Source organism: Streptomyces sp. NPDC020801, from assembly GCF_044334385.1.
GTDB lineage: Bacteria > Actinomycetota > Actinomycetes > Streptomycetales > Streptomycetaceae > Streptomyces.
In genome coordinates this window covers 13259-33921 of record NZ_JBIRST010000030.1, presented here as the reverse complement: position 1 = coordinate 33921, position 20663 = coordinate 13259, and the positions used below count along the sequence as shown (strand labels likewise).

20 protein-coding genes are annotated in these 20663 nt (G+C 74.1%); 11 read left to right on the top strand and 9 right to left on the bottom strand.

What is annotated here, in order from left to right:
- The first annotated feature begins 303 nt into the window (after window positions 1–303).
- The 3 genes from ACH4UM_RS37140 to ACH4UM_RS37130 are packed head-to-tail and all read left to right on the top strand — an operon-like array spanning window position 304 to window position 2305.
- Window positions 304–972 carry a DedA family protein gene (locus ACH4UM_RS37140; RefSeq protein WP_398189592.1) on the top strand — a complete coding sequence of 223 codons (669 nt, stop codon included), beginning with the start codon at window positions 304–306 and terminating at the stop codon, window positions 970–972.
- On the top strand, window positions 969–1571 hold the full coding sequence (locus tag ACH4UM_RS37135) for a phosphatase PAP2 family protein (protein ID WP_398189589.1): 603 nt from the start codon (window positions 969–971) through the stop codon (window positions 1569–1571). Before ACH4UM_RS37140 ends, ACH4UM_RS37135 begins: the two co-directional genes overlap by 4 nt.
- Window positions 1568–2305, top strand: a complete 738-nt coding sequence (locus ACH4UM_RS37130; protein WP_398189587.1) for a phosphatase PAP2 family protein — start codon at window positions 1568–1570, stop codon at window positions 2303–2305. Before ACH4UM_RS37135 ends, ACH4UM_RS37130 begins: the two co-directional genes overlap by 4 nt.
- Window positions 2306–2398: 93 nt before the next feature.
- Here ACH4UM_RS37130 and ACH4UM_RS37125 read toward each other — a convergent pair whose 3' ends face one another.
- The 3 genes from ACH4UM_RS37125 to ACH4UM_RS37115 all read right to left on the bottom strand — a co-directional run bounded on the left by ACH4UM_RS37125 (window position 2399) and on the right by ACH4UM_RS37115 (window position 5827).
- Complete coding sequence (locus tag ACH4UM_RS37125) at window positions 2399–3127, bottom strand: META domain-containing protein (protein ID WP_398189584.1); 729 nt, start codon at window positions 3125–3127, stop codon at window positions 2399–2401.
- 259 nt (window positions 3128–3386) lie between these two features.
- Window positions 3387–4334 carry a YbhN family protein gene (locus tag ACH4UM_RS37120; protein WP_398189581.1) on the bottom strand — a complete coding sequence of 316 codons (948 nt, stop codon included), beginning with the start codon at window positions 4332–4334 and terminating at the stop codon, window positions 3387–3389.
- Window positions 4331–5827: a hypothetical protein gene (locus ACH4UM_RS37115; protein WP_398189579.1), complete on the bottom strand. Its 1497-nt coding sequence runs from the start codon at window positions 5825–5827 to the stop codon at window positions 4331–4333. The genes ACH4UM_RS37120 and ACH4UM_RS37115 overlap by 4 nt, the downstream gene beginning before the upstream one ends.
- Window positions 5828–6024: 197 nt before the next feature.
- Here ACH4UM_RS37115 and ACH4UM_RS37110 point away from each other — a divergent pair, with 197 nt between their 5' ends.
- Together ACH4UM_RS37110 and ACH4UM_RS37105 are read left to right on the top strand one after the other, a co-directional pair.
- On the top strand, window positions 6025–6408 hold the full coding sequence (locus tag ACH4UM_RS37110) for a BlaI/MecI/CopY family transcriptional regulator (RefSeq protein ID WP_398189576.1): 384 nt from the start codon (window positions 6025–6027) through the stop codon (window positions 6406–6408).
- The gene (locus ACH4UM_RS37105) at window positions 6405–7298 is read left to right on the top strand and encodes a M48 family metalloprotease (protein WP_398189573.1); all 894 of its coding nucleotides are present in this window, start codon (window positions 6405–6407) and stop codon (window positions 7296–7298) included. The genes ACH4UM_RS37110 and ACH4UM_RS37105 overlap by 4 nt, the downstream gene beginning before the upstream one ends.
- A 101-nt stretch (window positions 7299–7399) precedes the next feature.
- Here ACH4UM_RS37105 and ACH4UM_RS37100 read toward each other — a convergent pair whose 3' ends face one another.
- The gene (locus tag ACH4UM_RS37100; protein ID WP_398189570.1) at window positions 7400–9742 is read right to left on the bottom strand and encodes a glycoside hydrolase family 65 protein; all 2343 of its coding nucleotides are present in this window, start codon (window positions 9740–9742) and stop codon (window positions 7400–7402) included.
- On the bottom strand, window positions 9739–10500 hold the full coding sequence (locus ACH4UM_RS37095) for an HAD family hydrolase (protein ID WP_398189568.1): 762 nt from the start codon (window positions 10498–10500) through the stop codon (window positions 9739–9741). Before ACH4UM_RS37095 ends, ACH4UM_RS37100 begins: the two co-directional genes overlap by 4 nt.
- Window positions 10501–10645: 145 nt before the next feature.
- Here ACH4UM_RS37095 and ACH4UM_RS37090 point away from each other — a divergent pair, with 145 nt between their 5' ends.
- On the top strand, window positions 10646–11380 hold the full coding sequence (locus ACH4UM_RS37090; protein ID WP_398189565.1) for a nucleoside triphosphate hydrolase: 735 nt from the start codon (window positions 10646–10648) through the stop codon (window positions 11378–11380).
- Here the strand turns inward: ACH4UM_RS37090 and ACH4UM_RS37085 are convergent.
- Window positions 11370–11516, bottom strand: a complete 147-nt coding sequence (locus tag ACH4UM_RS37085) for a hypothetical protein (protein WP_398189563.1) — start codon at window positions 11514–11516, stop codon at window positions 11370–11372. The genes ACH4UM_RS37090 and ACH4UM_RS37085 overlap by 11 nt on opposite strands.
- Before the next feature lie 682 nt (window positions 11517–12198).
- On the opposite strand from ACH4UM_RS37085, the gene ACH4UM_RS37080 reads away from it, so the two are divergent.
- On the top strand, window positions 12199–13938 hold the full coding sequence (locus tag ACH4UM_RS37080) for a phospholipid carrier-dependent glycosyltransferase (RefSeq protein ID WP_398189560.1): 1740 nt from the start codon (window positions 12199–12201) through the stop codon (window positions 13936–13938).
- A gap of 13 nt (window positions 13939–13951) precedes the next feature.
- Here the strand turns inward: ACH4UM_RS37080 and ACH4UM_RS37075 are convergent, their stop codons facing one another.
- Window positions 13952–14350 (bottom strand): DUF3662 domain-containing protein, encoded by a 399-nt coding sequence (locus tag ACH4UM_RS37075; protein ID WP_398189558.1) that lies wholly within the window; start codon window positions 14348–14350, stop codon window positions 13952–13954.
- 205 nt (window positions 14351–14555) lie between these two features.
- Window positions 14556–14717, bottom strand: a complete 162-nt coding sequence (locus ACH4UM_RS37070; RefSeq protein WP_398189556.1) for a hypothetical protein — start codon at window positions 14715–14717, stop codon at window positions 14556–14558.
- Between the two features lie 197 nt (window positions 14718–14914).
- Here ACH4UM_RS37070 and ACH4UM_RS37065 point away from each other — a divergent pair, with 197 nt between their 5' ends.
- The 4 genes from ACH4UM_RS37065 to ACH4UM_RS37050 all read left to right on the top strand — a co-directional run bounded on the left by ACH4UM_RS37065 (window position 14915) and on the right by ACH4UM_RS37050 (window position 19941).
- Entirely contained in the window at window positions 14915–15838 is a 924-nt protein-coding gene (locus ACH4UM_RS37065; protein ID WP_398189553.1) for a MurR/RpiR family transcriptional regulator, read from the top strand.
- Between the two features lie 436 nt (window positions 15839–16274).
- On the top strand, window positions 16275–16664 hold the full coding sequence (locus ACH4UM_RS37060; RefSeq protein ID WP_398189551.1) for a hypothetical protein: 390 nt from the start codon (window positions 16275–16277) through the stop codon (window positions 16662–16664).
- A 157-nt stretch (window positions 16665–16821) separates the two neighbouring features.
- A complete protein-coding gene (locus ACH4UM_RS37055; protein WP_398189549.1) occupies window positions 16822–17388 on the top strand; it encodes an antibiotic biosynthesis monooxygenase in 567 nt (188 codons plus the stop codon).
- Window positions 17389–17505: 117 nt separating this feature from the next.
- The gene (locus ACH4UM_RS37050) at window positions 17506–19941 is read left to right on the top strand and encodes a SpoIIE family protein phosphatase (protein ID WP_398189546.1); all 2436 of its coding nucleotides are present in this window, start codon (window positions 17506–17508) and stop codon (window positions 19939–19941) included.
- 152 nt (window positions 19942–20093) lie between these two features.
- Here the strand turns inward: ACH4UM_RS37050 and ACH4UM_RS37045 are convergent, their stop codons facing one another.
- Window positions 20094–20585, bottom strand: a complete 492-nt coding sequence (locus ACH4UM_RS37045; RefSeq protein WP_398189691.1) for a flavin reductase family protein — start codon at window positions 20583–20585, stop codon at window positions 20094–20096.
- Window positions 20586–20663 lie beyond the last annotated feature (78 nt).

Here is a 20663-nt window from a genome sequence, read left to right as displayed (position 1 = left end):
CCCCGGCATACCGTCCCGGCCGCCGTGGGACCGAGTTAGAGAAGGCATGCCTTACTTCGCGACCCATCATGACCACGGGCACGTAGTCGGCCGGTCATGAAATGGTAATGGGACGGTAAAAGTCGAGGCGCGCGCGGGCGCACGGACCCTGTTCGTGCGACCCGGTTCACCCGCCGGGTGGATCACGGGAACGATGGGGAAGTCGATATCGTCTACAGTTCAGTAGACCGTCTACAGATTTGTAGTCACTTGTCGGTTGCCGTTTCCCCGCGTCCGCCGACCCGACGGAAAGGGCCCGCGACGATGATCGCACCCCTGCACCTGTCGTCGCAGCTCGCCGTCAATGTGCTGGACGCCCAGTCGCTGCTGGCCGCCTTCGGCGTGCTGGGCGTCGGCGTGGTGATGTTCGCCGAGACGGGACTGCTCATCGGCTTCTTCCTGCCTGGCGACTCGCTGCTGTTCACCGCGGGCCTGCTGTGCACGGGCACGGCGGACCGGGGGGTCAAGCTGTCGCTGCCCCCACTGCTGGCTGCCGCCGCCGTGGGCGCGCTCGCCGGTGCGCAGTGCGGCTATCTGCTGGGCCGCAGGGCGGGCGGCGCGCTGCTGGCCCGCAGCCGCTCGCAGCGGCTGCGCGAGGGCGCAGAGCGCGCCGAGGAGCTCCTGGAGCGGTACGGCTTCGCGAAGGCGATCGTGCTGGCCCGCTTCGTGCCGGTGGTGCGCACGGTGCTCAACCCGATGGCCGGCGCCCTCGGCGTGCCGGTCCGGACGTTCAGCCTGTGGCAGGTCGTCGGCGGTCTCGTCTGGAGCATCGGCCTCGTCCTTGCGGGGTATGCCCTCGGCTCGTCGATCCCCGACGTCGACAGGTACCTGCTCCCGATGATCGCGCTCATCGTGATCGTGTCGCTGATCCCGCTGGCCGCCGAGGTGCTGCGCTCCCGCCGCGCCGCCAAGGCCAAGGAGGCGCGCGGATGATCCTCGCCATGTCGGGCTCGTCGATCGACGGCTCGGTCTACACCGACGTGGTGGACCTGGCCCGGCGCTCCCCCGCATGGCTGGACGGCACGGTGTCGGCGTGGTCCGCCTACGGGCTCGCCGTGTTCGCCGTGCTGATGCTCGTGGGCTGGTGGCGGGCCCGCCGGGTGGGCGCCGAGGCGGCGGTGACGGCGCTCGCGGTGCCCGTCGTCGTGGTCGTCGCCTATGCCGTCAACGCGCTGGTGAAGCTCGGCGTCCGCGAGGTGCGGCCCTGCCGCACGCTGCACCTGGCGACGCTGGAGGCGTGCCCGGCGCGCACCGACTGGTCCTTCCCCAGCAACCACGCGGCGATTGCCGCCGCGGCCGCGGTCGCCCTGCTCTTCGTCTCCCGGCGGCTCGGCGCGATCGCCTGTGTGGCCGCCGCCGCGATGGCGCTCTCCCGGGTATGGGTCGGCGCCCACTACCCGCACGATGTCCTGGCCGGAGTCGTGGTCGGCGCCCTGGTGGCCCTCGCCCTGATGAAGGCGCTGGTGCGCCGGCCGGAGGACCTGGCCCGGCGGATCGCCGCGACCCGGCTGCGGCCACTGCTGGTGTCATGAGGCACCTGAGGCATCCGGACACCGCGGAACTGGCCGGCAGCACCGGACTCGGGGCCTGGGCGGCGTTCGCCGTGCTCGCCCTGGTCGCCGACGGCCGCGGCGGCCCGCTGTCGATCGACGACGACCTGCTCTCCTGGTCCATCGGCCACCGATCCGCAGCGGCGGTGGCCGTGGCCCGGTCACTGACCGCCACCGGCACGGGTGTCGTGCCGTATCTGCTCGTCGCGCTGGCCGGGATCGCCCTGGGCCGCACGACACGGCAGCGTGCGGTCGCGGCGGCCCTCGGTCTGGCCTGTCTGGCCGTGGGGCAGGCCGTGCGCTACGGCGTGATGGAGCTGGTCGCCCGCCCCCGTCCGCCACGGCAGTACTGGGCGACGCACGCCTCGGGCTGGGCGTTCCCGTCCGGGCACGCCACCACCTCGGCGCTGGCCGCCGGGCTGGTGATCGTCGCGACCGTCCTGCGCGCCCCGCGCGGCCGGACGGCGCTCTGCCTCGTCGTCGGCTGCTGGGGCGTTCTGGTGGGACTGACCCGGGTGTATCTCGGAGTCCACTGGTTCACCGACGTGGTCGGCGGCTGGCTCTTCGCCACCGGCTGGCTGGGGGTGTGTCTGTGCGCGGCGGCCTGGTGGCTGCCCGCCCGTCTCGTGGCGGGCCTGACGACGGCGGCCGAACCGCCCGTGGAGGAGCCCGCGCCCCGGGATCCCGGCGGCCGGGGACGATCACGCCCTGCGTGACGTGCTCCGCCGCGGACTGCACGACGAGGACGGCGAGGACGCCGAGGCCGGCGGGGACTTCGCCACCGGTTCCGCCCCCGGGGGCCACCTCTCTCAGTTGTCCAGCGCTTTGAAGCCGTAGCCGTAGCGCGCCGTGGGGTCCTCGAAGTCCTCGTCGGTCCCCCAGCTGTCGGTCTCGGCCGAGAAGGGGAGGGAGCGCGGGTTCTTCTCCGAGGTCAGCAGCGTCTGCTCGTCCCGCATGACGGCGTCCGAGCACGTTCGGTGCGTGGTCAGGGTGGGCCGGTAGAACGTGAAGACGTCGCCCTCGAACCTGGCCCTGCTGGTGAAGTCGTTGCAGCCCAGGCCGCCGGTGACCGTTCCGTCCCGGTGGAAGACGAAGTAGACCTTCCAGCCCGCCGCCAGCGGCTGCACGGTGTCCTCGACGCTGAGATGGTCCAGCTGCCAGCGCCTGCCGAACAGGCCCTTGGGCCACATGAGTTTCACCGCGACGTAGTCGCCCCGCGGGCTCTTCAGGTCCATGGTGAGGTCGTCGACCCGTCTGGCGCTCGTCAGCGGCCCGGCGAAGATCTTGCGGAACTTCTCTTCGAAGGCACGGTTCCCAAAGGGGCACCGGCTCGCCGCGGTCGTCGACCCCGCCGCCTTCTCCCTTCCGACGACGAGCGCACTCGCGGTGACGGTGGCCGCCCTGGTGAAGGAAGTGCACCCGTAACTGCCTGTGGCCGTGTCGTCGTAGCCGAAGTCGATCCAGGCGGCGGCATGCGCCGGGGCGGCGGTGGTCCGCCCGTCGGCGGTGACCCACTGGACCCGCCAGCGCGCCCCCACCAGCAGTCCCCCGTTTCCCCCGGGTCCCTTCGGGGTGGGTGGCGCCGAGGACCGCCGGGCTCCCTGCGATCCCTCCCCCGCGGGCGGCGATTGGCACGCGGTTGCGGTGAACGAGGCGGCGAGCAGAGCGCTGACGAGGGTGATCCGGCGTATCCGCACGGTGATCCAGACGTTCGAAGCCGGCTGCCGGTTCCCGCGCCGCCGAGGGCGCGGCGGCGGCACGGCGGCACGGCGGCACGACGGGAAACGCCGGCCGGCGTCACACCGCCCGGCGCCGGATCAGCACGCCCAGGACGAGCAGGCCGGGCAGGAGCGGCAGCCACACGGTCAGGAGCCGGTAGCCGAGGACCGCGGAGGCGGCCGTCGCGCCGGGGGCCCCGGTGGTGGTGAGGGCGAAGGCGAGCGCTGCGTCCAGGGAGCCGAGACCACCGGGGGTGGGCAGCAGGGCGGCGGCGCTGCTCGCGGCGAGGTAGAGCAGGGCCACCCGGGGCGGGGACAGGGGCAGTTCGACGGCCTGGGCGACGGCCACGAGCACCAGGGAGTGCGCGGCGGCGAAGGCGAGCGAGCCGCCCCACAGGGCCGCCGCCCGGTGCGGCCGGGCGTGCACGGCCCGGATGTCGGCGAGTACCGCCGCCAGGGCCCGCCGGCACCGGGACCGCAGGGGGCCGCCCAGCAACAGCGCCGCCGCCGCGCCGCCGCCCAGGACGGCGGCCACGGCCGGGGCGGAGACGTCCGGGACGCGCAGGACGCCGGGGCATGCCACGGCGAGTACGGCGATCAGGGCGGCGCGGGCGAGGACACCGGCCGTGGCCTTCACCGCGAGCGCGCTCGCCGAGCGGCCGGCGGACAGGCCGCAGCGCATCATGAACCGCAGGTTGACCGCGCCCGCGCCGAGGCCGGCGGGCAGCACGTGGTTGGCGGCGGAGGCGGCGAACTGCGCGGCGACCAGCCGGCCGCCGGGCAGCGCCTCGGCCACCGCGCCCTGCTGGGCGAGCGCCGAGCACGTCCACGTCGCGACGGCGGCCGTCGCGCCCACCAGCAGCCAGCCCTGGTCGGCCCCGGCGAGCCGGCCGGCGCCGGTCTCCAGCACGGGCCAGTGGCGGTGGGCCAGGCAGGCGGCGCAGATCAGGAGCGCGAGCGTGGCCCCGGTGTGCCACCAGGCCCGTCGGCGCAGGACGGTGGTGGCGGTCAGGAGCTGGGTCGTCATGGGCGGGCGTCCTTCTGCGTGCTCGGCGCGATGTACAGGCGCAGGTCGCCGCCGGGGTGGGAGGGCCAGGTGCGGGCATAGGCGGGCGGGGTGCCGTGCGCGGTGGTGAGGACGGCGACCGGTATCCGGCGGGCCGTGCGTTCGATGCCCGTCCGGGTGGTGTTGGCGTTGGGCCCGTCGGTCGCGGCGGAGGCGCAGCCGCTGTAGAAGCCGATCGGGATCGCCTCCTCGCCGGTGAGCAGGCAGGGCGGGCGCACCCCGAGGTCGTGCAGCGCGGCGGCGGTGCGGTCCCAGCCGCGCCGGTCGGCGGTGGTGCGCTCGACGGTGTGGGCGAGGACGGCGTACTGCGCCGCCACGTGTACGGCGAGCCCCAGGGCGACCAGACTCAGGGCCACCGGCCGCCAGTTGCCGTTCGGCGCTCTGACGAGGCGCACGAGGGCGTCGGCGACCGGGAGGGCGAGCAGGGCGTAGGCGGGCAGCAGGAAGCGGGGCGCCGCGTACCCGATCAGGAACAGGTAGGGGAAGGCGGCGGTGGCGGCACAGGCCAGTGCCAGGAGCGTGGGCAGGGTCCGCCGGGCGCGCACGGCCAGGACGAGCCCGAGGAGGGCGAGCAGCGGCAGGACGTACCACCAGGCGGTGACCACGGGGTTGGGCAGCGCTCCGGTGCACGGGCGGCACAGGGTGCGCCCGCCGAGGCTGCGCAGCTGGTCGACGACGGCGAAGTGCCAGCCCAGGCCACCCTGTATGGCGGAGCCGTCGGAGAGCCGCTGCAGCGGGCCGCCGTAGCCGGCATAGGCCTCGATCACCCACTCGGCGGACCCGGCGACCAGTCCGGCGAAGAGCGCGGCGAGCGGCTTCCAGCGGCGTTTGAGCAGCGCGAGGGCGAGCAGCGGGAGCACCACCCACACCGCGTCCATGGGCCGCATCCAGGCCATGAGGGCGCCGCCGCCGGCCAGGCCCCACAGCGCGGCGCGGTCGCGCCGGCCGGGACGGGCACGCAGGAGGCAGCCGGCGCAGACGAGGCCGCCGATGCCGACCCAGTAGTTGGGCATGGCCTGCAGGCCGTAGAACAGCGTCACCCACAGGGAGGCGAACAGGGCGCCGGCCAGGGCCAGGACACGGGAGGGGAACAGCCCGCGCCATACGCGCAGGGCCAGGTACAGGGCGAGTCCCGACAGCAGCGCGAGGTAGACGCGCAGCAGCACGGTCGACGACGACCAGGAGGCGACGGGCGCGACCAGCAGCGACACGCCGCGGGCGCGTGGGGCGCTGAAGAAGGCCGCCGGCGCGTGCGGGCTGACCTGGCTGACGTACACGGTCTCGTCCCAGCCGAGGCCCATGCCGGGGCGGACCAGGAGGAGTTGGGCAAGGGTGAAGGCCGCGGCCACCGCCCCGACGAGCGCGTCGCCTCGGACCCGGCGGACGCGGCCGGAGCCGGACGCCGGTGCGGACCGCCGGGTTCCGGCGAGTATGGCGTGCGTACTGTCGGGCATCTCCACCCCTCACCCCTACACACTGTAGGGTTCGTGACTCACGCAGTCTGCGGCATCGGCGCAGGAGTCGGGTAAGACGTCGGCGAAACGTCAGGAAAAAAGGGGAAAGCAGGGACAAAATAACCCGGCTTGGGGTAGCCCGCCGGGCGCGATACCGCCGAACGCCTGACACCCCTACGGACTGTAAGGTTGAGGGCATGGCTGGCAGAGGGCCTCAAGGCAGGACGGAACGACGCAGCCCGGGAGAGCTGGAGAGCGAGGTCCTCGCGGCCCTGTGGTCCACCGAGCGACCGCTGACGCCGGCCGAGATCCAGACGGAGATCGGCGGCGACCTGGCGTACAACACCGTGCACACCATCCTCAGGCGGCTCTACGACAAGGGTCTGGTGCTGCGCGAGGTCGACGGCCGGCGCGGCGCGTACCGGCCGGCGAAGAACGCGGCGCAGCTGACCGCCGAGGCGATGCACGAGGCGCTGGACCGCGGCCCCGATCCGATCGCCGCCCTGCAGCAGTTCGTGACCGGGCTGAGCGCCGAGGAGGAGCGGGCGCTGCGCGAAGTGCTCACCGGAGGCGTGGCATGACACTCGACGTCTACACCCCCCTGGTGCTGTCGCTGCTGCTCGCCGCGATCAGCCCCGCCGTCGGCCGGCGGGTGGCTCCCGCCCTCGCCGCGCGTGTGCTGACCGCCGCCGCCGTGGTGACGGCCGCGGCCACGGTCTGGTCCCTGGTCCTGCTGGCCGCCACCCTCGTCGACGACGCGCCGCCGGTCGTCGCGGCGGCCCGGGAGAACGGCCGGCGGCTCGCCGAGCCGGTGCCGGAGGCGATCGGCGTCGTCGCCTGCCTGGCGCTGGCGGTCGTGGCCCGGCGCCTGTGGCGCGCCGTCCGCGCCGACCACGGCACACGCCGCGCGCTGCGCCGGCTGTGCGAGGGCCATCCACCCGGCACCGAGCTGATCGTCGCCGCCTCGCCCGTGCCGCAGGCGTTCGCGATCCCCGGCGCACCGGGCCGGATCCTGGTCACCTCCGCGATGCTCGGTGCCCTGGAGCCGGTGGAACGCCGGGTGCTGCTCGCCCACGAGCGGGCCCATCTCACGCACCGGCACGCGCTGCTGGTGACCGCGGCGACGCTGGCCGTCGCGGCCAACCCGCTGCTGGCGCCGGTGCGCACCACGGTCGCCTTCCTCGTCGAGCGCTGGGCGGACGAGCGGGCCGCCGACGTGGTGGGCGACCGCACCGCCACCGCCCGCGCGCTCGCCCGGGCCGCGCTCACCGCCGGCCGGGCGAGGCAGTCGTGCGCGCTGTACTTCACCGATCGGGCCGTCACCCGCCGTGTCGCGGCGCTCCAGTCCGACCCGCCCCCGCGCCTGTGGTCCGTCGCGGCGGCCGTCCTCGTCCTCGGCGTGCTGCCGGCCCTGGGCGCCGCCGATGCCACCGACGACCTGCTGCGTCTGCTGGCGAACGTCCTTCTCTAGCACGCCTTCAGCACGCCTTCAGTACGCCTTCCGGGGCGGATCCGGCCGGCGCGAACCCCATTGGGGGCGGCCGTCACCGCGGCCGCCCCGGGCCCGGCGCGTCAGCGGGCGTTGGGCCTGCGGTGCGCCGGCTGTTCGGGGGCCGACAGGTGCTTCGGCGGGGGAACCGGGTGGGCCGTGGGGTGGTCCGGGCGCACCACGACGGACTCGCCGTGGTGGCGGATCGTCAGTGGCGGCCCGGCCAGCAGGGTGTACGTGGCGCTCTGCTGGGTGATCTCCACCTGCAGCCGGCGGCCGCGGAACTGGAGGGTGAAGGCGAGGCGGCTGAACTTCTCCGGCAGCCGCGGCGCGAACTCCACCGTGTCACCGGCCCGGCGGGTGCCGCCGAAGCCGGCGACCAGCGCCATCCAGGTGCCGGCCAGGGAGGCGATGTGCAGCCCGTCGCGGGTGTTGTGCTCCAGGTCCTCCAGATCCATCAGGGCCGCCTCGGCCGCGTAGTCGTAGGCGAGCCGCAGATGGCCCGTCTGCGCGGCGATGACCGCCTGGACGCACGCCGACAGCGAGGAGTCCCGCACGGTCAGCGGCTCGTAGTAGGCGAAGTTGCGGGCGATGTGCTCCGCGTCGAACTCGTAGCCACAGGTGTACATCGCCAGCACCAGGTCCGCCTGCTTGACGACCTGCTTGCGGTACAGGTCGAAGTAGGGGAAGTGCAGCAGCAGCGGGTACTGGTCGGCGCGGGTGACGGTGAAGTCCCAGCGCTGGTAGCGGGTGAAGCCCGCATGCTGCTCGTGCACGCCCAGTTCGCCGTTGTACGGGATGTTCATGGCCTCGGCGGCGTCCCGCCAGGTGGCGCTCTCCTCGTCGTCGGCGCCGAGCCGCTCCGCCTCCTTCGGGTGGCGTTCGACCAGGTCGGCGGCGGCCAGCAGGTTCGCCCGGGCCATCAGGTTGGTGTAGGTGTTGTCGTCCGCGATCGCGCTGTACTCGTCGGGCCCGGTGACACCGTCGATGTGGAAGGTGCCGTGGTGGTCGTGGTGACCGAGCGAGCGCCACAGCCGGGCCGTCTCCACCAGCAGCTCGAGCCCGGTGTCGCGTTCGAAGTCCTCGTCGCCCGTCGCCGCCACGTACCGGACCACGGCGTGCGCGATGGCGGCGTTCACATGGAAGGCGGCCGTGCCGGCCGGCCAGTACGCCGAGCCCTCCTGGCCCTCGATGGTCCGCCAGGGGAACGCGGCGCCGCGCAGGCCGAGCTGGGCGGCGCGCTCCCGGGCGGCCGGCAGGGTGTTCTGCCGCCAGCGCAGCGCCTCGGCCACCGGGTGCGGCGAGGTGTAGGTGAGCACGGGCAGCACGAACATCTCGGTGTCCCAGAAGGCGTGCCCGTCGTAGCCCGAGCCGGTCAGCCCCTTGGCGGGGATCGCCCGCTCCTCCGCCCGGGCACCGGCCTGCAGCACGTGGAAGAGCGCGAAGCGGACGGCCTGCTGGATCTCCTCGTCGCCCTCCACCTCGACATCCGCACGTGCCCAGAAGTCGTCGAGGTACTGCCTCTGTTCCTCGACCAGACCGGACCACCCGTCGTGCGCGGCGGCCGCGAGGGCGGCGTCCACCTGGTCGCTCATCGCCGGCAGGGAACGGGTGCCGGACCAGCCGTGGGCGACGAGCTTCTCCACCCGCAGCTTCTGCCCCGGCTCGAGGACCGAGGCGACGGTCAGCCGGGCCAGGTCCGCGTGGCTCTCGCTGCCGGTCGTGGTGCGCTCGGGGCCGGAGACGACATGGTCGGCGGCCACGGCCACGCGCAGTCCGCTGTGCCGGGTGCGGTGGACCAGGCGCAGCCGGTTGCCGGAGGCGAAGTCCTCCTCCGGCTCCAGGGGCGCCTGCAGGGCCATCGCCGCGCGCGGGTCGCCGTCGGCGTCCGGCAGCTGCTCGTTGGCGACCAGCTCGGACTGGATGACCACGCGCGCCGTGGAGCCGACTGCCTCGACCTCGTAGGCCACCGCCGCGATCGACCGCTGGGTGAGGGAGACCATCCGGGTGGAGCGGACCCGGACGGTCGTACCGGCCGGGGAGACCCACTCGCAGGTCCGCTCCATCACCCCACGGCGCAGGTCGACGGTGCGCTCGTGGTGGACGAGCCGGCCGTAACGCAGGTCGAACGGCTCGTCGTCGACGAGCAGCCGCAGGATCTTGCCGTTGGTGATGTTGATGACCGTCTGGCCGGACTCGGGGTAGCCGTAGCCGGCCTCCGCGTACGGCAGCGGGTGCACCTCGTACACCCCGTTGAGGTAGGAGCCGGGCAGGCCGTGCGGCTCGCCCTCGTCGAGGTTGCCGCGCCAGCCGACGTGGCCGTTGGACAGCGCGAAGACGGACTCGCTCTGGGCCAGCACGTCGAGGGTGAGTTCCGTCTCGCGTACGGTCCACGGCTCGACGGCGTACGAACGGTGGGTGATCACGCGGCGCCTCCCCGACCGGTCTGCCCGGTGAGGAGTTCGGCGAGGTCCTCGACGACCACGTCGGCGCCGTGTGCGTACAGCGCCTCGCGCTGACCGACCCGGTCGACGCCGACGACGTAGCCGAAGCCGCCCGAGCGGCCCGCGTCCATGCCGGCCAGCGCGTCCTCGAAGACGACGGCCTGCCCCGCGTCCACGCCCAGGTCGTGGGCGGCGGCCAGGAAGGTGTCGGGGTGGGGCTTGCCGGGCAGCCCTCGCTCGCGGGCGACCACGCCGTCGATGCGGACGTCGAAGAGCCGGCCGGCGTGGATCGAGTGCAGCACGTCCACGGTGTTGGCGCTGGAGGAGACGATCGCGGTGCGCAGCCCCTTGGCGCGGACCGCCTCGATGTAGCGCAGGGTCCCCTCGTACGGCTCCACGCCCTCGGTGCGGATCTTCTTGAGGACCAGTTGGTTCTTGCGGTTGCCGATCCCGTTGACCGTCCCGGCGTCCGGCGGGTCGTCGGGGTCGCCCTCGGGCAGTTCGATGCCGCGGGAGGCTAGGAAGGTGCGCACCCCGTCGGCGCGCGGGCGTCCGTCGACGTACTCGTCGTAGTCGGCGACGGGGTCGAAGGGGCGGAAGCCGGCGCCGTCCCGCTCGTGCAGGAACGCGTCGAACGTCTCCTTCCAGGCGGCCGCGTGCACCACGGCCGTCTTGGTGACCACCCCGTCGAGGTCGAAGAGGCAGACCGTGATTTCTTCGGGCAGACCGAGCTCTGTCATACAGGCACCTTTCCCCGCGGCGCGGCGTTGAGAGGGTGTCGAGTGCCACATCGGACGTCGAGTGCCACATCAAACGTGCGGTGCGGCCGGCAGACGCCCACGGTACGTCGGGATCGGCCGCCGACCGGGTGACACACTGAGCGGTGTGCCGCTGACCTTCGACGACCTCCTCGCCCGCGCCCGTTCCCTCGCCCGTGACGGGCACCGCGCGATCCTCGGCATCGCCGGCAGCCCCGGCGCGGGCAAGTCGACACTGGCCGCGCATCTGGTCCGGACGCTGAACGGCACGGGCGAGCCCTGGGTCGCGCACGTCCCGATGGACGGCTTCCACCTCGCCGACGCCGAACTCGACCGGCTCGGCAGCCGGGACCGCAAGGGCGCGCCGGACACCTTCGACGCGGCGGGGTACGCGGCGCTGCTGCGACGGCTGCGCGAGGAGTACCGCGGGCCGGACTGCGGGCCGGGCGGCGCCGACGGCGACGGCGACGGCGATGGCGATGGCGATGGCGGCCGCGGCGAGACGGTGTACGCGCCCGGCTTCGAGCGCGTACTGGAGCAGCCGGTCGCGGGGGCGATCCCGGTGCCGCCGTCGGCCCGGCTGATCGTGACGGAGGGCAACTACCTGCTGCTCGGCACCGGTTCCTGGTCCCGCGTACGGCGCCAGCTGGACGAGGTGTGGTTCTGCGAGCTCGACGAGCCGGAGCGTGTGCGCCGCCTCGTCGCCCGGCACGAGGAGTTCGGCAAGGGCCATGCGGAGGCGGTCGCCTGGGTGGCCGGCACCGATCGGCGCAACGCGGATCTGGTGGCGGCGACCCGCGGCCGCGCCGACCTGATCGTGCCGGCGACGGCGCTGCCGGCCCCTCCCCGGATCACCCGCTGAGCAGCGACTCCGGGTCCCGGTGCGCGCCGCCCGCCGGGTCGTCGGCCGTCGCCGTCAACACCTCGATGCCTACGGCCAGTTGCCCGCGGGCGCGCTCGAAGACGGGGGCCGACGGGCCGCCCGGGCCGCGGCGCACCGCGAACGCGGGCCGGCGGCGAGCGCGATGGCCGGCTGTTCCGGATGGTGCCGGAGCGGGTGCCGAGGCGCTCGGGGTCCGTGGCCTCCGGGTGGGGCAGGCGCGGGCGGGCCGCCGACATCACCTCGGCCTGTGCGGTGCACCGCCGCGCCCGTTCGCCGCCGTCCGCGGCGTACGGCAGCCCGGCCCGGCCGGTACGGGGTTCCGTACAGCCGTTTCCACGGCGGACATCACCCACCCGGCTCGGCCTCCGGCGCACCGGCCGAAGCGGCCGTCGGCCCCGCGGCGCCGATGCGCGCGCCGAAGGGGCACGGGCCGGCACGGCCCCGACGCCCCAGTGCCGTTCGCCCGGCGCGGGCCGCACATGGCGAAGCCGCCGTTCGTCGGACGCGCGCCGAGGTACGGCCTCGGGCTGCTGCGGTTCCCTGGTCCGTCGGGCCCCCGGTCCGTCGGGCCCCCGGTCCGTTGCCGGGCGACGGCGAACAGGACGGCCGGATCGCGGACCGGACCGGGGTGAACTCCGACGGCCCGCGGGCCGTACCCGTGTGTACACGGCAGAAGGTCTGCCGGTACGACACGTGAAGCGGTGACGCCCCTGCGGCGGGAGCCGGTGCGACAGTAGGGCCGTGACAAGGCTCCGGATCGTTTCCGCCCCCGCCCGGCCGGTGGCACCGCCGGGCGGATGATGGCGAGCGAACAGCACATGGTCCTGGCTCCCGAGCCCGTCGGCGGCGGGGCACGCCCCGAGGTCTCCGCCCCCCGGCCGCCGGCGGCCGGGGGCGCCTCGGCGCGCCTGCGTGACCGGCTGGGGCGGCACCGGCGGTGGCTGGTGCCGCTCGTCGCGGCCCTGCTGCTGGCCCAGATGGCCCTCGCCATGGTCACCGCGGCGGCCGAGCAGACCCCCACCATCGACGAGCCGGTGTACGTGGGCACGGCGGCCGTCTACCTGCACGAGCACAGCCTCGCGTACAACCCCGAACACCCGCCGCTGGGCAAGCTGCTGATCGCCGTCGGCGTCGCCGTCGCCGATCCGCACTTCGATCCCTCGTTCAGGGGCGACCAGGGACAGCTCGGGCGGCATCTGCTGTACGAGTCGGGCAACGACCCGTGGCGGCTGATGCTGTGGGCCCGGCTGCCGGTGATCGCGTTGACGCTGTTGTTCGGGCTGGTGGTGTTCGCGTTCGCCCGGGAGCTCACCGGCGCCCTGGGCGGGCTCGTGGCCCTGGCCCTGTACGCGTTCTCGCCCGATCTGATCGCACACGGCTCGCTGGCCACGCTGGACGTGCCGGCGGCCGGTTTCGTGCTGACCTCGGCATGGCTGCTGTGGCGGGCGCGACGGCGGCCCCGGCTCTACCTGCCGCTCGCCGGTGCGGCGTCGGGGGCGGCCCTGGCGACCAAGATGAACGCGCTGCCGGCGGTGCCGGTGCTGTTGTCGCTCGCCGTGCTGTCCGTGTGCTCGGGCCGCCGCCCGGCCGGGCGCGACGCGCGGGTGCGGGCCCTGGCCGCGGGCGCCGGGTGGGCCGCCGTGACGGCGGCGGTCTCGGTCGCCGTGGTGTGGGCCACCTACCTGGTGGTCGACCCTCGGCTGCGGTGGACGTCCGCGGAGCCGGTGCCGGCGGTGCACGGGCTGCGCGCGCTGCTGGTGGACCTCATGCCCTTCCCCGGGGCGTACCGCGACGGTATGCGGATTCAGTTCGGGTTCGAGAACTACCCCTGGCAGGGCTTCCTGTTCGGCCATGTGTACACCGGGTCGCGCTGGTACTACCTGCCGGCCGCGCTGCTGGTGAAGACCCCGCTCGGGATGCTCGTCCTGTGGGCCGCCGGGGCCGTCGCCCTGGTGGCGTCGCGGCGGGTGCGGCCCGCGGCGCCGTATCTGCTGGTGCCACCGGCGGTGCTGCTGGCCGCGGCGATGCACTCCTCGCGTGACTTCGGCACCCGGTACGCGCTGTTCCTGCCGATGTTCCTGGCCGTCGCCGCGGCGGCGGTGCCCGCCGTGCGCCGTACCCGCCGGGTGCTCGCCGTGACGGCGGCGCTGGTGGCGTTCGTCGCGGTCAGTTCGCTGCGCACGTTTCCCTGCTACCTGCCGTACTCCAACGAGGCGTTCGGCGGGCCGGCCAGGACCCATCTGCGGCTGCACGACTCCAACGTGGACTGGGGCCAGGACCTCGGCCGGCTCGCCGGCCGGCTGCACACCCGTTACCCGCGGGAGCGGGTCTGGCTCGTCTACAAGGGCAGCGGGGTGCCGGCCTTCTACGGCATCCACGCGGGCGATCCGCGCGCGGTGCCTTTGGAGCGGGTGCGCGGACTGCTCGTGGTGTCGGACTCGTCGGCCGCCAAGGCCACCGGGCGGCTGGCCGCGCTGATCGGGTCCAGCCGTGCCGTGGACGAGGTCGGCCACTCGATCACGATCTACCGGCGGTGACCGTCCGCCCCGGCTACGCGGGCTGCCGGAAGGCCTCGGCGCTCACGTGCGGCATGACCCGACTGGCCACGCGGTAGCGGCCGCCTGGCACCTCGGCCGAGCGGACGACGTGCACCGTCAGGGGGCCGGCCCACTCGTAGCCGTGGTGCTCGGCGTGCCGGGCCAGGCTGTCGGTGAGCGCCTGGCCCACGCGGCTGCCGTGGCGCGTGAGTTCGTCGTGCACACCGTCGTCGAGTTCGACGTCGTAGGCGTTGGGCACGATGACCCGCCGCTCGCTGCACACGACGGCGTTCGCGTCGCACTCGCGGCGCAGCGCGTCGAGGAGTTCGACCGGTTCCCTGCCGGCGATCCGCGCCCACAGCGCCTCCCACCGGTTCTCCAGGGCCTGTTCCAGCGCGCTCAGTGCGCTCATATCCGGTTTCACCTGCCGAAAGTCAGTCGTGTGGTCGTGGTCTGGCGGTGCGTGGGGGGCGTGTGGGGGGGGGTGGGTGTGTGTGGGCGTGTGTGGGGTGGTGTGTGTGGGGGGGGCCGCGGTGCCTGGGAGGCGGCGGTGGCTGGGCGGCCGGGGGTGCCGGGGCGGGCGGTGTGCCGGGGCCGGCGGGCCCGGTCGTCGCCGGTCACCTCTCCTTGAGGCCGTCGGGGCCGGCCCGGGCTTCCTCCGGCACCTCGCGCACTGTGCGGCCGGTCGCGCCCCGCGTCCTCGGCGCGGTTTCCCGCCGGTTCTCCGGTACCTCGTCGGTGGTCCCGGTACCGGGCCGGTTCTCCTCGGGGACGATCATGGCGGACGTGCTCCTCGTGTCTCGTCGGAGTGTGTCGCCGGAGGTCTTCCGTGGCGGCGGGTTCCCGCCTGGCGCGCACGTATCCGTTCCCCGCGCCCGGATTCCGTCGGCCGCCGGTGCACGGCCCCCGTACAAGCCCTGGTCACGACGGTCGTGAGCTATGTTGAACCCCTGTGGGAGACAAAGGAGGCGCCTCGGTGTCATCGCCGCAGCAGGCTCGCGCGAGTGCGTCCGCGATCACCTCGGGAAAGACGGTACCGGAGGCGGAGGCCGCCCCGGCATCCCAGCTCAGAGCGCTCTTCGACGGCCCCCAACTGTCTCCCGGGCAGCGCCGTATCGCCCAGTACCTGATCGAGAACATCGCCGAGGCGGCCTTCTTGTCGATCACGGAGCTCGCGGACCGGGTCGGGGTCAGCCAGCCCTCGGTGACCCGGTTCGCGGCGGCGGTCGGCTTCAGCGGCTACCCCGCGCTGCGCGAGAAGCTGCAGTCCATCGCGCTGCGCACGCTCGCGGGCGGGCCGGGCGCGGCCGAGGAGGACCGGGGCAACGAGCTCCAGGCGGCCATCGACGCCGAGATCGAGAACCTGGAGAACCTGCGGCGTGACTTCGCCGACCCCGACCTGGTCATCGACATCGGCCGCAAGCTGTCCCAGTCGGCCCCGCTGACCGTGCTCGGGCTGCGCATCTCGGTGTCCCTCGCCGAGTACTTCGCCTACGCGGCCCGCCGCATCCACCCCGACGTGCGGCTGGTGACCCTGGGCGGCAGCGTCGCCTACGACGCGCTGCTGCAGTCCCGCGAGGCCGGCGGGACCTGGGTGCTGGCGTTCTCCATGCCCAGGCACGCGCACGAGACGCTGACCGCGGTCCGGGTCGCCCGCAGGGCCGGACTCAAGGTGGCCCTGATCACCGACCTGGCGCTCGGGCCGGTGGCCGACGAGGCGGACGTCACCTTCGCCACCGGGACCGGCTCCCGGCTGGTGTTCGACTCCTACGCCGCGCCCGGCGTGATGTGCGCGGCGCTGCTGCAGGCCATGACCGACGCCGACCCCGAACGGACCCAGGCCCGGCTCGAGGAGTACGAGCAGATCGCCGACCAGCACCAGTTCTTCCTCCGGGACTGACGGCCCGGATCCGGGCAACCCCAAGGCCGGCGGCGCCGAGGCCGACCGGTGCACAACGGGATCATGCCGTTCAAAGCAGGCATGAATGTTTTCATACGTCTTGCAAACAGGACGGCATATATAAATACTGCTCCACGGATCGCGACCCGGCCCACTCCAGGCACGTTCCGCATCTCAGCCATCACGACCCGCATCCGCCCCGAGAAAGCCGACGGCCGCCCATGCGCCTTCCGCTCCGCCGCCCGCACGGGCACCGCCGGTTCTCCGGGCTCCTGCACGGACACCCCGCGCCGTCACCTACCCACGTCGGCGCACGGGGTGTCCGGTCGGGCCTCGCGTGCGCGAGCGCCCGCCCGTGGCGGCCCCGGTCATCCCCTAGGCCGGGGCCGCCCCACCTCGTCGGACCACCCTTCACGACGCCGCACACCCGGAAGCGATGATCATGCATCTGACGACCACGCGCATCAGCCCGGACTGGCCCTGCCAGGTCAAGACGCCCGGGAGCTACGACTGGGAGCGCTCCGCTGCCAAGTGGCTGCGCGAGCTGGTGCCCGCGCGCTACGGCAGCTACCCCGCGCTGATCCGCCACCCCGTGCTGCTCGCCCGCCATGCGCAGATCCAGGTGCAGCAGGAGATCCGGGTGGCCCGTACCGCTCTGCAGACCGCGCGCGCCGACCTGCCCCGGCTCGGCATGCCCGAGTCGGTGATCGAGCACACCATCAAGCTGTACGCCGCGGAGCTGCTGCAACTGCAGCACATCGCCCGCAGCGTTCGCGCGGTGACAGAGGCGCTGGTGGAGCGGCACGGAAGCCACGCCGGCCGCTGACGGCGAGGGCCGCGCCCGGCAGGGGCGACGGCGACGGCCGTACGCCGAGGGCTGATGCCGACGGCCGTAATCCGGGCTCCGGACTGCGGCGGGCCTGACCCCGACGGTCGGGCCGCGGGAGGCATGACCCGGCCCCGGGGTGGCACCCGTGGTGAACATGAGCACCACCCATCTGCAGCGCAGCGAGCCGGTCACCACTGTCCTCACCTGGCAGGTGCGCCCGGGCCACGAGGCGGAGTTCGAGGAGTGGACGCGCGGGATCACCCGCGTCGCCCGGCGCTTCCCGGGCAACGAGGGCGTCGCCTGGCTGCGTCCCGAGGACGGTCACCGCTTCCACGCGGTGCTGCGCTTCTCCGACCCGCACCGCCTCGCCGCCTGGCTCTCCTCCGGGCAGCGAGCCGAGTGGCACGGCCGGATCGAGCGGATCGCCACGGAGGTCAGCAGCGAGCGGCAGTCGACGACGGGACTGGAGACCTGGTTCAGCCTGCCCGGCACCACCGTGCAGTCCCCGCCCCGGTGGAAGATGGTGCTCACCACCTTCCTCGGCGCCTATCCGTTCACACTGCTGATCCAGTGGCTGGTGGCCCCGCGGACCGTGTCCTGGCCGCTGCCGCTGCGCGCCGCCGTGTTGCCCCTGGTGCTGCTGCCCTTGCTGACCTACCTGGTCATGCCGCGGCTGAGCCGGCTCCTGCGGCTGTGGCTGTACGGCTCCTTGGACCGCTGACGGCCCGGTCCCGCTTCACCGGCGGCCCGAACGTGAATCCGGGCCGCTCGCGCCGCACGCGGATCCCGGCCGCTCGCGCGAATCCGGGCCGCCAACCCTGTGATCCGGCCGGGCACCATGTGCAATGCTCGACCCGTGACCAGCGAGCCTGTCTTCCCCGCGGAGCCCGGCGCCGTACCCGACGTGGCGGCGCTGGCCAGGGTGGTGTCCAGGCAGCGCGCCGAGATGGACCGGCTGCGGGACCTGGCGGCGACGTCGGCCGTGCTGGAGCGGGCCAAGGGCGCGCTGATGGCGCTGACCGGATGCTCAACGGAGGCCGCGCAGGAGGAGCTGCTGCAGCGGGCCAGGACCGCGAACCGCACCGTGCTGGAGGAGTGCTGGCTCACCCTCGGTTCGCTGGTGCCCCCATCGGATCCCGCCGCCGAGGCGCCCGGCCCCTCCCCCGCTCCCGCCCCCGGCGGTAGCCGGCCCCCCGCTCAGCCGCTCGCCGCCGGCACCGCAGGGGCCGAGGCGCGGGAGGGCGGCAACGCGACCGTCCTCGCCGCACTCGGCCTGGCCCTGGCCCGGGTGGGCACCCCCCAGGACCTCGCCCAGTGCCTGCGCGAGCACCTCGCCAAGCCCGTCGGGGCGGACGCGGTGATGGTCTACCGGCGGCTGCCCGCGGGTGGGCTTGAGCTGATCGGGCACTCCGGCGTCGACGACACGCTCGCCGCTCAGTGGCGGCACGTGCCGCCACTGAGCGGGGTCGCCGCGCTGGACGCGCTCGCCACCCACGAGGAGCTCTGGCTGGAGGACGCCGAGGAGGACGGCAAGCGGTACCTGCTGATCGGGGACCCGACCGCGCGGTGGTGCTCGCGGGCCTGGCTCCCGGTGGTCGGCGCGGGCCCGGCGGACGTGGCCATCGGTGTGCTGCGCCGCCGCCCGGGACCGTTCACCCCGCGCGCCCGGCAACTGCTGCGGAGCATCGCCCGGCTGTGCGCGGGCCGCCTGCAGGCCTTCCTCGCCCGGACCGAGCGCGTGACGGACGGCGCCCCGGACGTGGTCCACGCCCTGTTCGAAGCGCTGCCGGGCGCCACCGTGCTGCTCACCCCGCTGCGCTCGCCCGCGGGCGAGGTCGAGGACTACCGTATCGACGCCGCCACCGCGCAGACCGTGGACGTGGTCGGACGCAGTGGACGCGAGCTGGCCGGTCTGCGGGTCCTGGAGTGCTGGCCGGCCGTCGCCGAGGAGCCGCTGTGGCAGGGCTGGCTGGGCACGCTCACCACCGGGGAACCGTACGAGGGCGAGCCGTTCGCACAGCAGGAACTGGTGGCCGGCGGGCAGGAGCTGTCCACGTACTCGGTGCGGGCCGTCCGCCTGGGCGGCGGGCTGCTGGTCACCTGGCTGCGCCACGACTCCTCCGACCGGCAGGAACAGCGGCTGGCGGACCTGCAGCGCCTCGGCCGCCTCGGCTGGGCCACCTGGAACCTGGTCACGCACGAGGCTGCCTGGTCGTCCCACGTCTACGCCCTGTGCGAGCGCGATCCCGCCCGTGGCCCCGTACGGCTGGAGGAGCTGCCGGACCTCGCCGTGCCCGAGGACGGACCCCTGCTCGCCCGCGCCGTACACGAACTCCTCACCGAGGGAAAGCCGTTCGACGTCCACTTCCGGATCAGGACGGCCGCCGGGGTCCGGCATCTGCGGGCGGTCGTCGAGACCGTACCGGACTCGGCGGGCACCCCGGTCCAGGTGCACGGCTTCGTGCAGGACCTCACCGCGCAGCGCAGCGCCGAACTGGCGCTGGTCGAGAGCGAGCAGGCGATGCTGGCGCAGCACGGGATCCTGCAGGCCGAGCGGATGCTGGCCGGCCGGCTGCAGCACGCGCTGCTCCCCCTGCCGCGCCGGCCGTTGCGACTGGCCGGGCTGCGGATCGACCTGGCCTATCTGCCCGCCCAGTCCGGGGTCCACGTCGGCGGCGACTGGTTCAGCGCGGTCGAACTGCCGGACGGCGACGCGCTGTTCGTGGTCGGAGACGTGGCCGGGCACGGCATGGACGCGGTGGCCACCATGGCTCAGCTCCGCTTCACCGCCAAGGGCATGATCTTCACGGGGTCGTCGCTGACCGGTGCGCTCACCCGGCTGAACACCCTGCTGCTGCACTCCCGTGACACCCACGGCACCGCCACCATGGTGCTGGCCCGCTACAAACGCGAGGAGCACCTGCTGGTCTGGGCCCAGGCGGGCCATCTGCCGCCGCTGCTGCTGCGCCGGGGCGAGCCCCGCTACCTCGAACGACCGCGCGGTGTGCTGCTGGGGGCGACGAAGGACCCGGTGTTCGAGGAGGCGGAGTGCCGTCTGGAGCCGGGAGACCGGCTGCTGCTGTACACCGACGGTCTGGTCGAGCGGCCCGGCGAGGTCATCGAGGAGGGCCTGGCCCGGCTGGCTGCGGCGACCACGGCCCGCCGCAGCGACGCACCCGGCTCCCTCGGCCCGCTGCTGGCCTCGGTACTGGAGGGCGAACGGCGTGACGACGTCTGTGTCCTGGACGTCCGGGTGCCGGGCGAGCCGTCGTAGGAAGCGGGCCGCGGGCGCGCGGCGCCGTGCCAGGAGCGGAGCGGCGGTGCGGGCCGTCGTGTCCCGCGGCGTCGTCCGGCACCGGTGGTCTGCCAGGCGTTGCCCGGTGTTCGACCTGCCTGCGTGAACATGCCTGAAGATGCCTGAAGCGGTCAGTCCACCGGGTGACCGGGCGGGATGCCGAGGGCGTCGCGCAGCCGCAGCAGGGGCCCGTCGAGGCCGTCCCGTCCGCCGGTCTCCACGGGGTCGAGCACGAAGCCCACGTGGTCGCCCGCGTCCGTGCGCAGGACGACCCGGCCGACGAACCAGGCCGGCGCGTCCTCAAGGACGACGGCCCCGCCCGGCCGCTGCGTCCAGCGGACCCGCGCGAACTTGTCGACGCCGGCGTCCCCGGTGCGGCCGCCGAACAGGGCGGCCAGCTCGTGCTGTTCCCGGGTCAGCAGGTGCACGGTGAGCCGGTCGGCGTGCCCAGCCACCCGGAAGGTGTGGTTGACCTTGGACAGCCACACCACGAACCGCGGCGGTTGCATGGAGCACTGGGAGGCGAAGCCGACCAGACAGCCGGCCCGTTCCCCTTCGGCCGCGGCCGTCACCACGCACATGTCGGGGTTCAGCCGGTCGAGGAACGCGTCCATGCCCGTCACGCCCGTCATGCCCGCACCGCTCCGTCCGCCGTCCGCCGCACCCGCCCGGTGGCACCAGCTCAGCACATCCGGTCGGCG

Bases quoted from the DNA above. Each gene is read 5' to 3' on its own strand.
- ACH4UM_RS37140 (WP_398189592.1), top strand. From the start codon at position 304: ATGATCGCACCCCTGCACCTGTCGTCGCAGCTCGCCGTCAATGTGCTG.
- ACH4UM_RS37135 (WP_398189589.1), top strand. From the start codon at position 969: ATGATCCTCGCCATGTCGGGCTCGTCGATCGACGGCTCGGTCTACACC.
- ACH4UM_RS37130 (WP_398189587.1), top strand. From the start codon at position 1,568: ATGAGGCACCTGAGGCATCCGGACACCGCGGAACTGGCCGGCAGCACC.
- ACH4UM_RS37120 (WP_398189581.1), bottom strand. From the start codon at position 4,334: ATGACGACCCAGCTCCTGACCGCCACCACCGTCCTGCGCCGACGGGCC.
- ACH4UM_RS37115 (WP_398189579.1), bottom strand. From the start codon at position 5,827: ATGCCCGACAGTACGCACGCCATACTCGCCGGAACCCGGCGGTCCGCA.
- ACH4UM_RS37110 (WP_398189576.1), top strand. From the start codon at position 6,025: ATGGCTGGCAGAGGGCCTCAAGGCAGGACGGAACGACGCAGCCCGGGA.
- ACH4UM_RS37105 (WP_398189573.1), top strand. From the start codon at position 6,405: ATGACACTCGACGTCTACACCCCCCTGGTGCTGTCGCTGCTGCTCGCC.
- ACH4UM_RS37095 (WP_398189568.1), bottom strand. From the start codon at position 10,500: ATGACAGAGCTCGGTCTGCCCGAAGAAATCACGGTCTGCCTCTTCGAC.
- ACH4UM_RS37080 (WP_398189560.1), top strand. From the start codon at position 12,199: ATGATGGCGAGCGAACAGCACATGGTCCTGGCTCCCGAGCCCGTCGGC.
- ACH4UM_RS37075 (WP_398189558.1), bottom strand. From the start codon at position 14,350: ATGAGCGCACTGAGCGCGCTGGAACAGGCCCTGGAGAACCGGTGGGAG.
- ACH4UM_RS37070 (WP_398189556.1), bottom strand. From the start codon at position 14,717: ATGATCGTCCCCGAGGAGAACCGGCCCGGTACCGGGACCACCGACGAG.
- ACH4UM_RS37060 (WP_398189551.1), top strand. From the start codon at position 16,275: ATGATCATGCATCTGACGACCACGCGCATCAGCCCGGACTGGCCCTGC.
- ACH4UM_RS37055 (WP_398189549.1), top strand. From the start codon at position 16,822: ATGAGCACCACCCATCTGCAGCGCAGCGAGCCGGTCACCACTGTCCTC.
- ACH4UM_RS37050 (WP_398189546.1), top strand. From the start codon at position 17,506: ATGTGCAATGCTCGACCCGTGACCAGCGAGCCTGTCTTCCCCGCGGAG.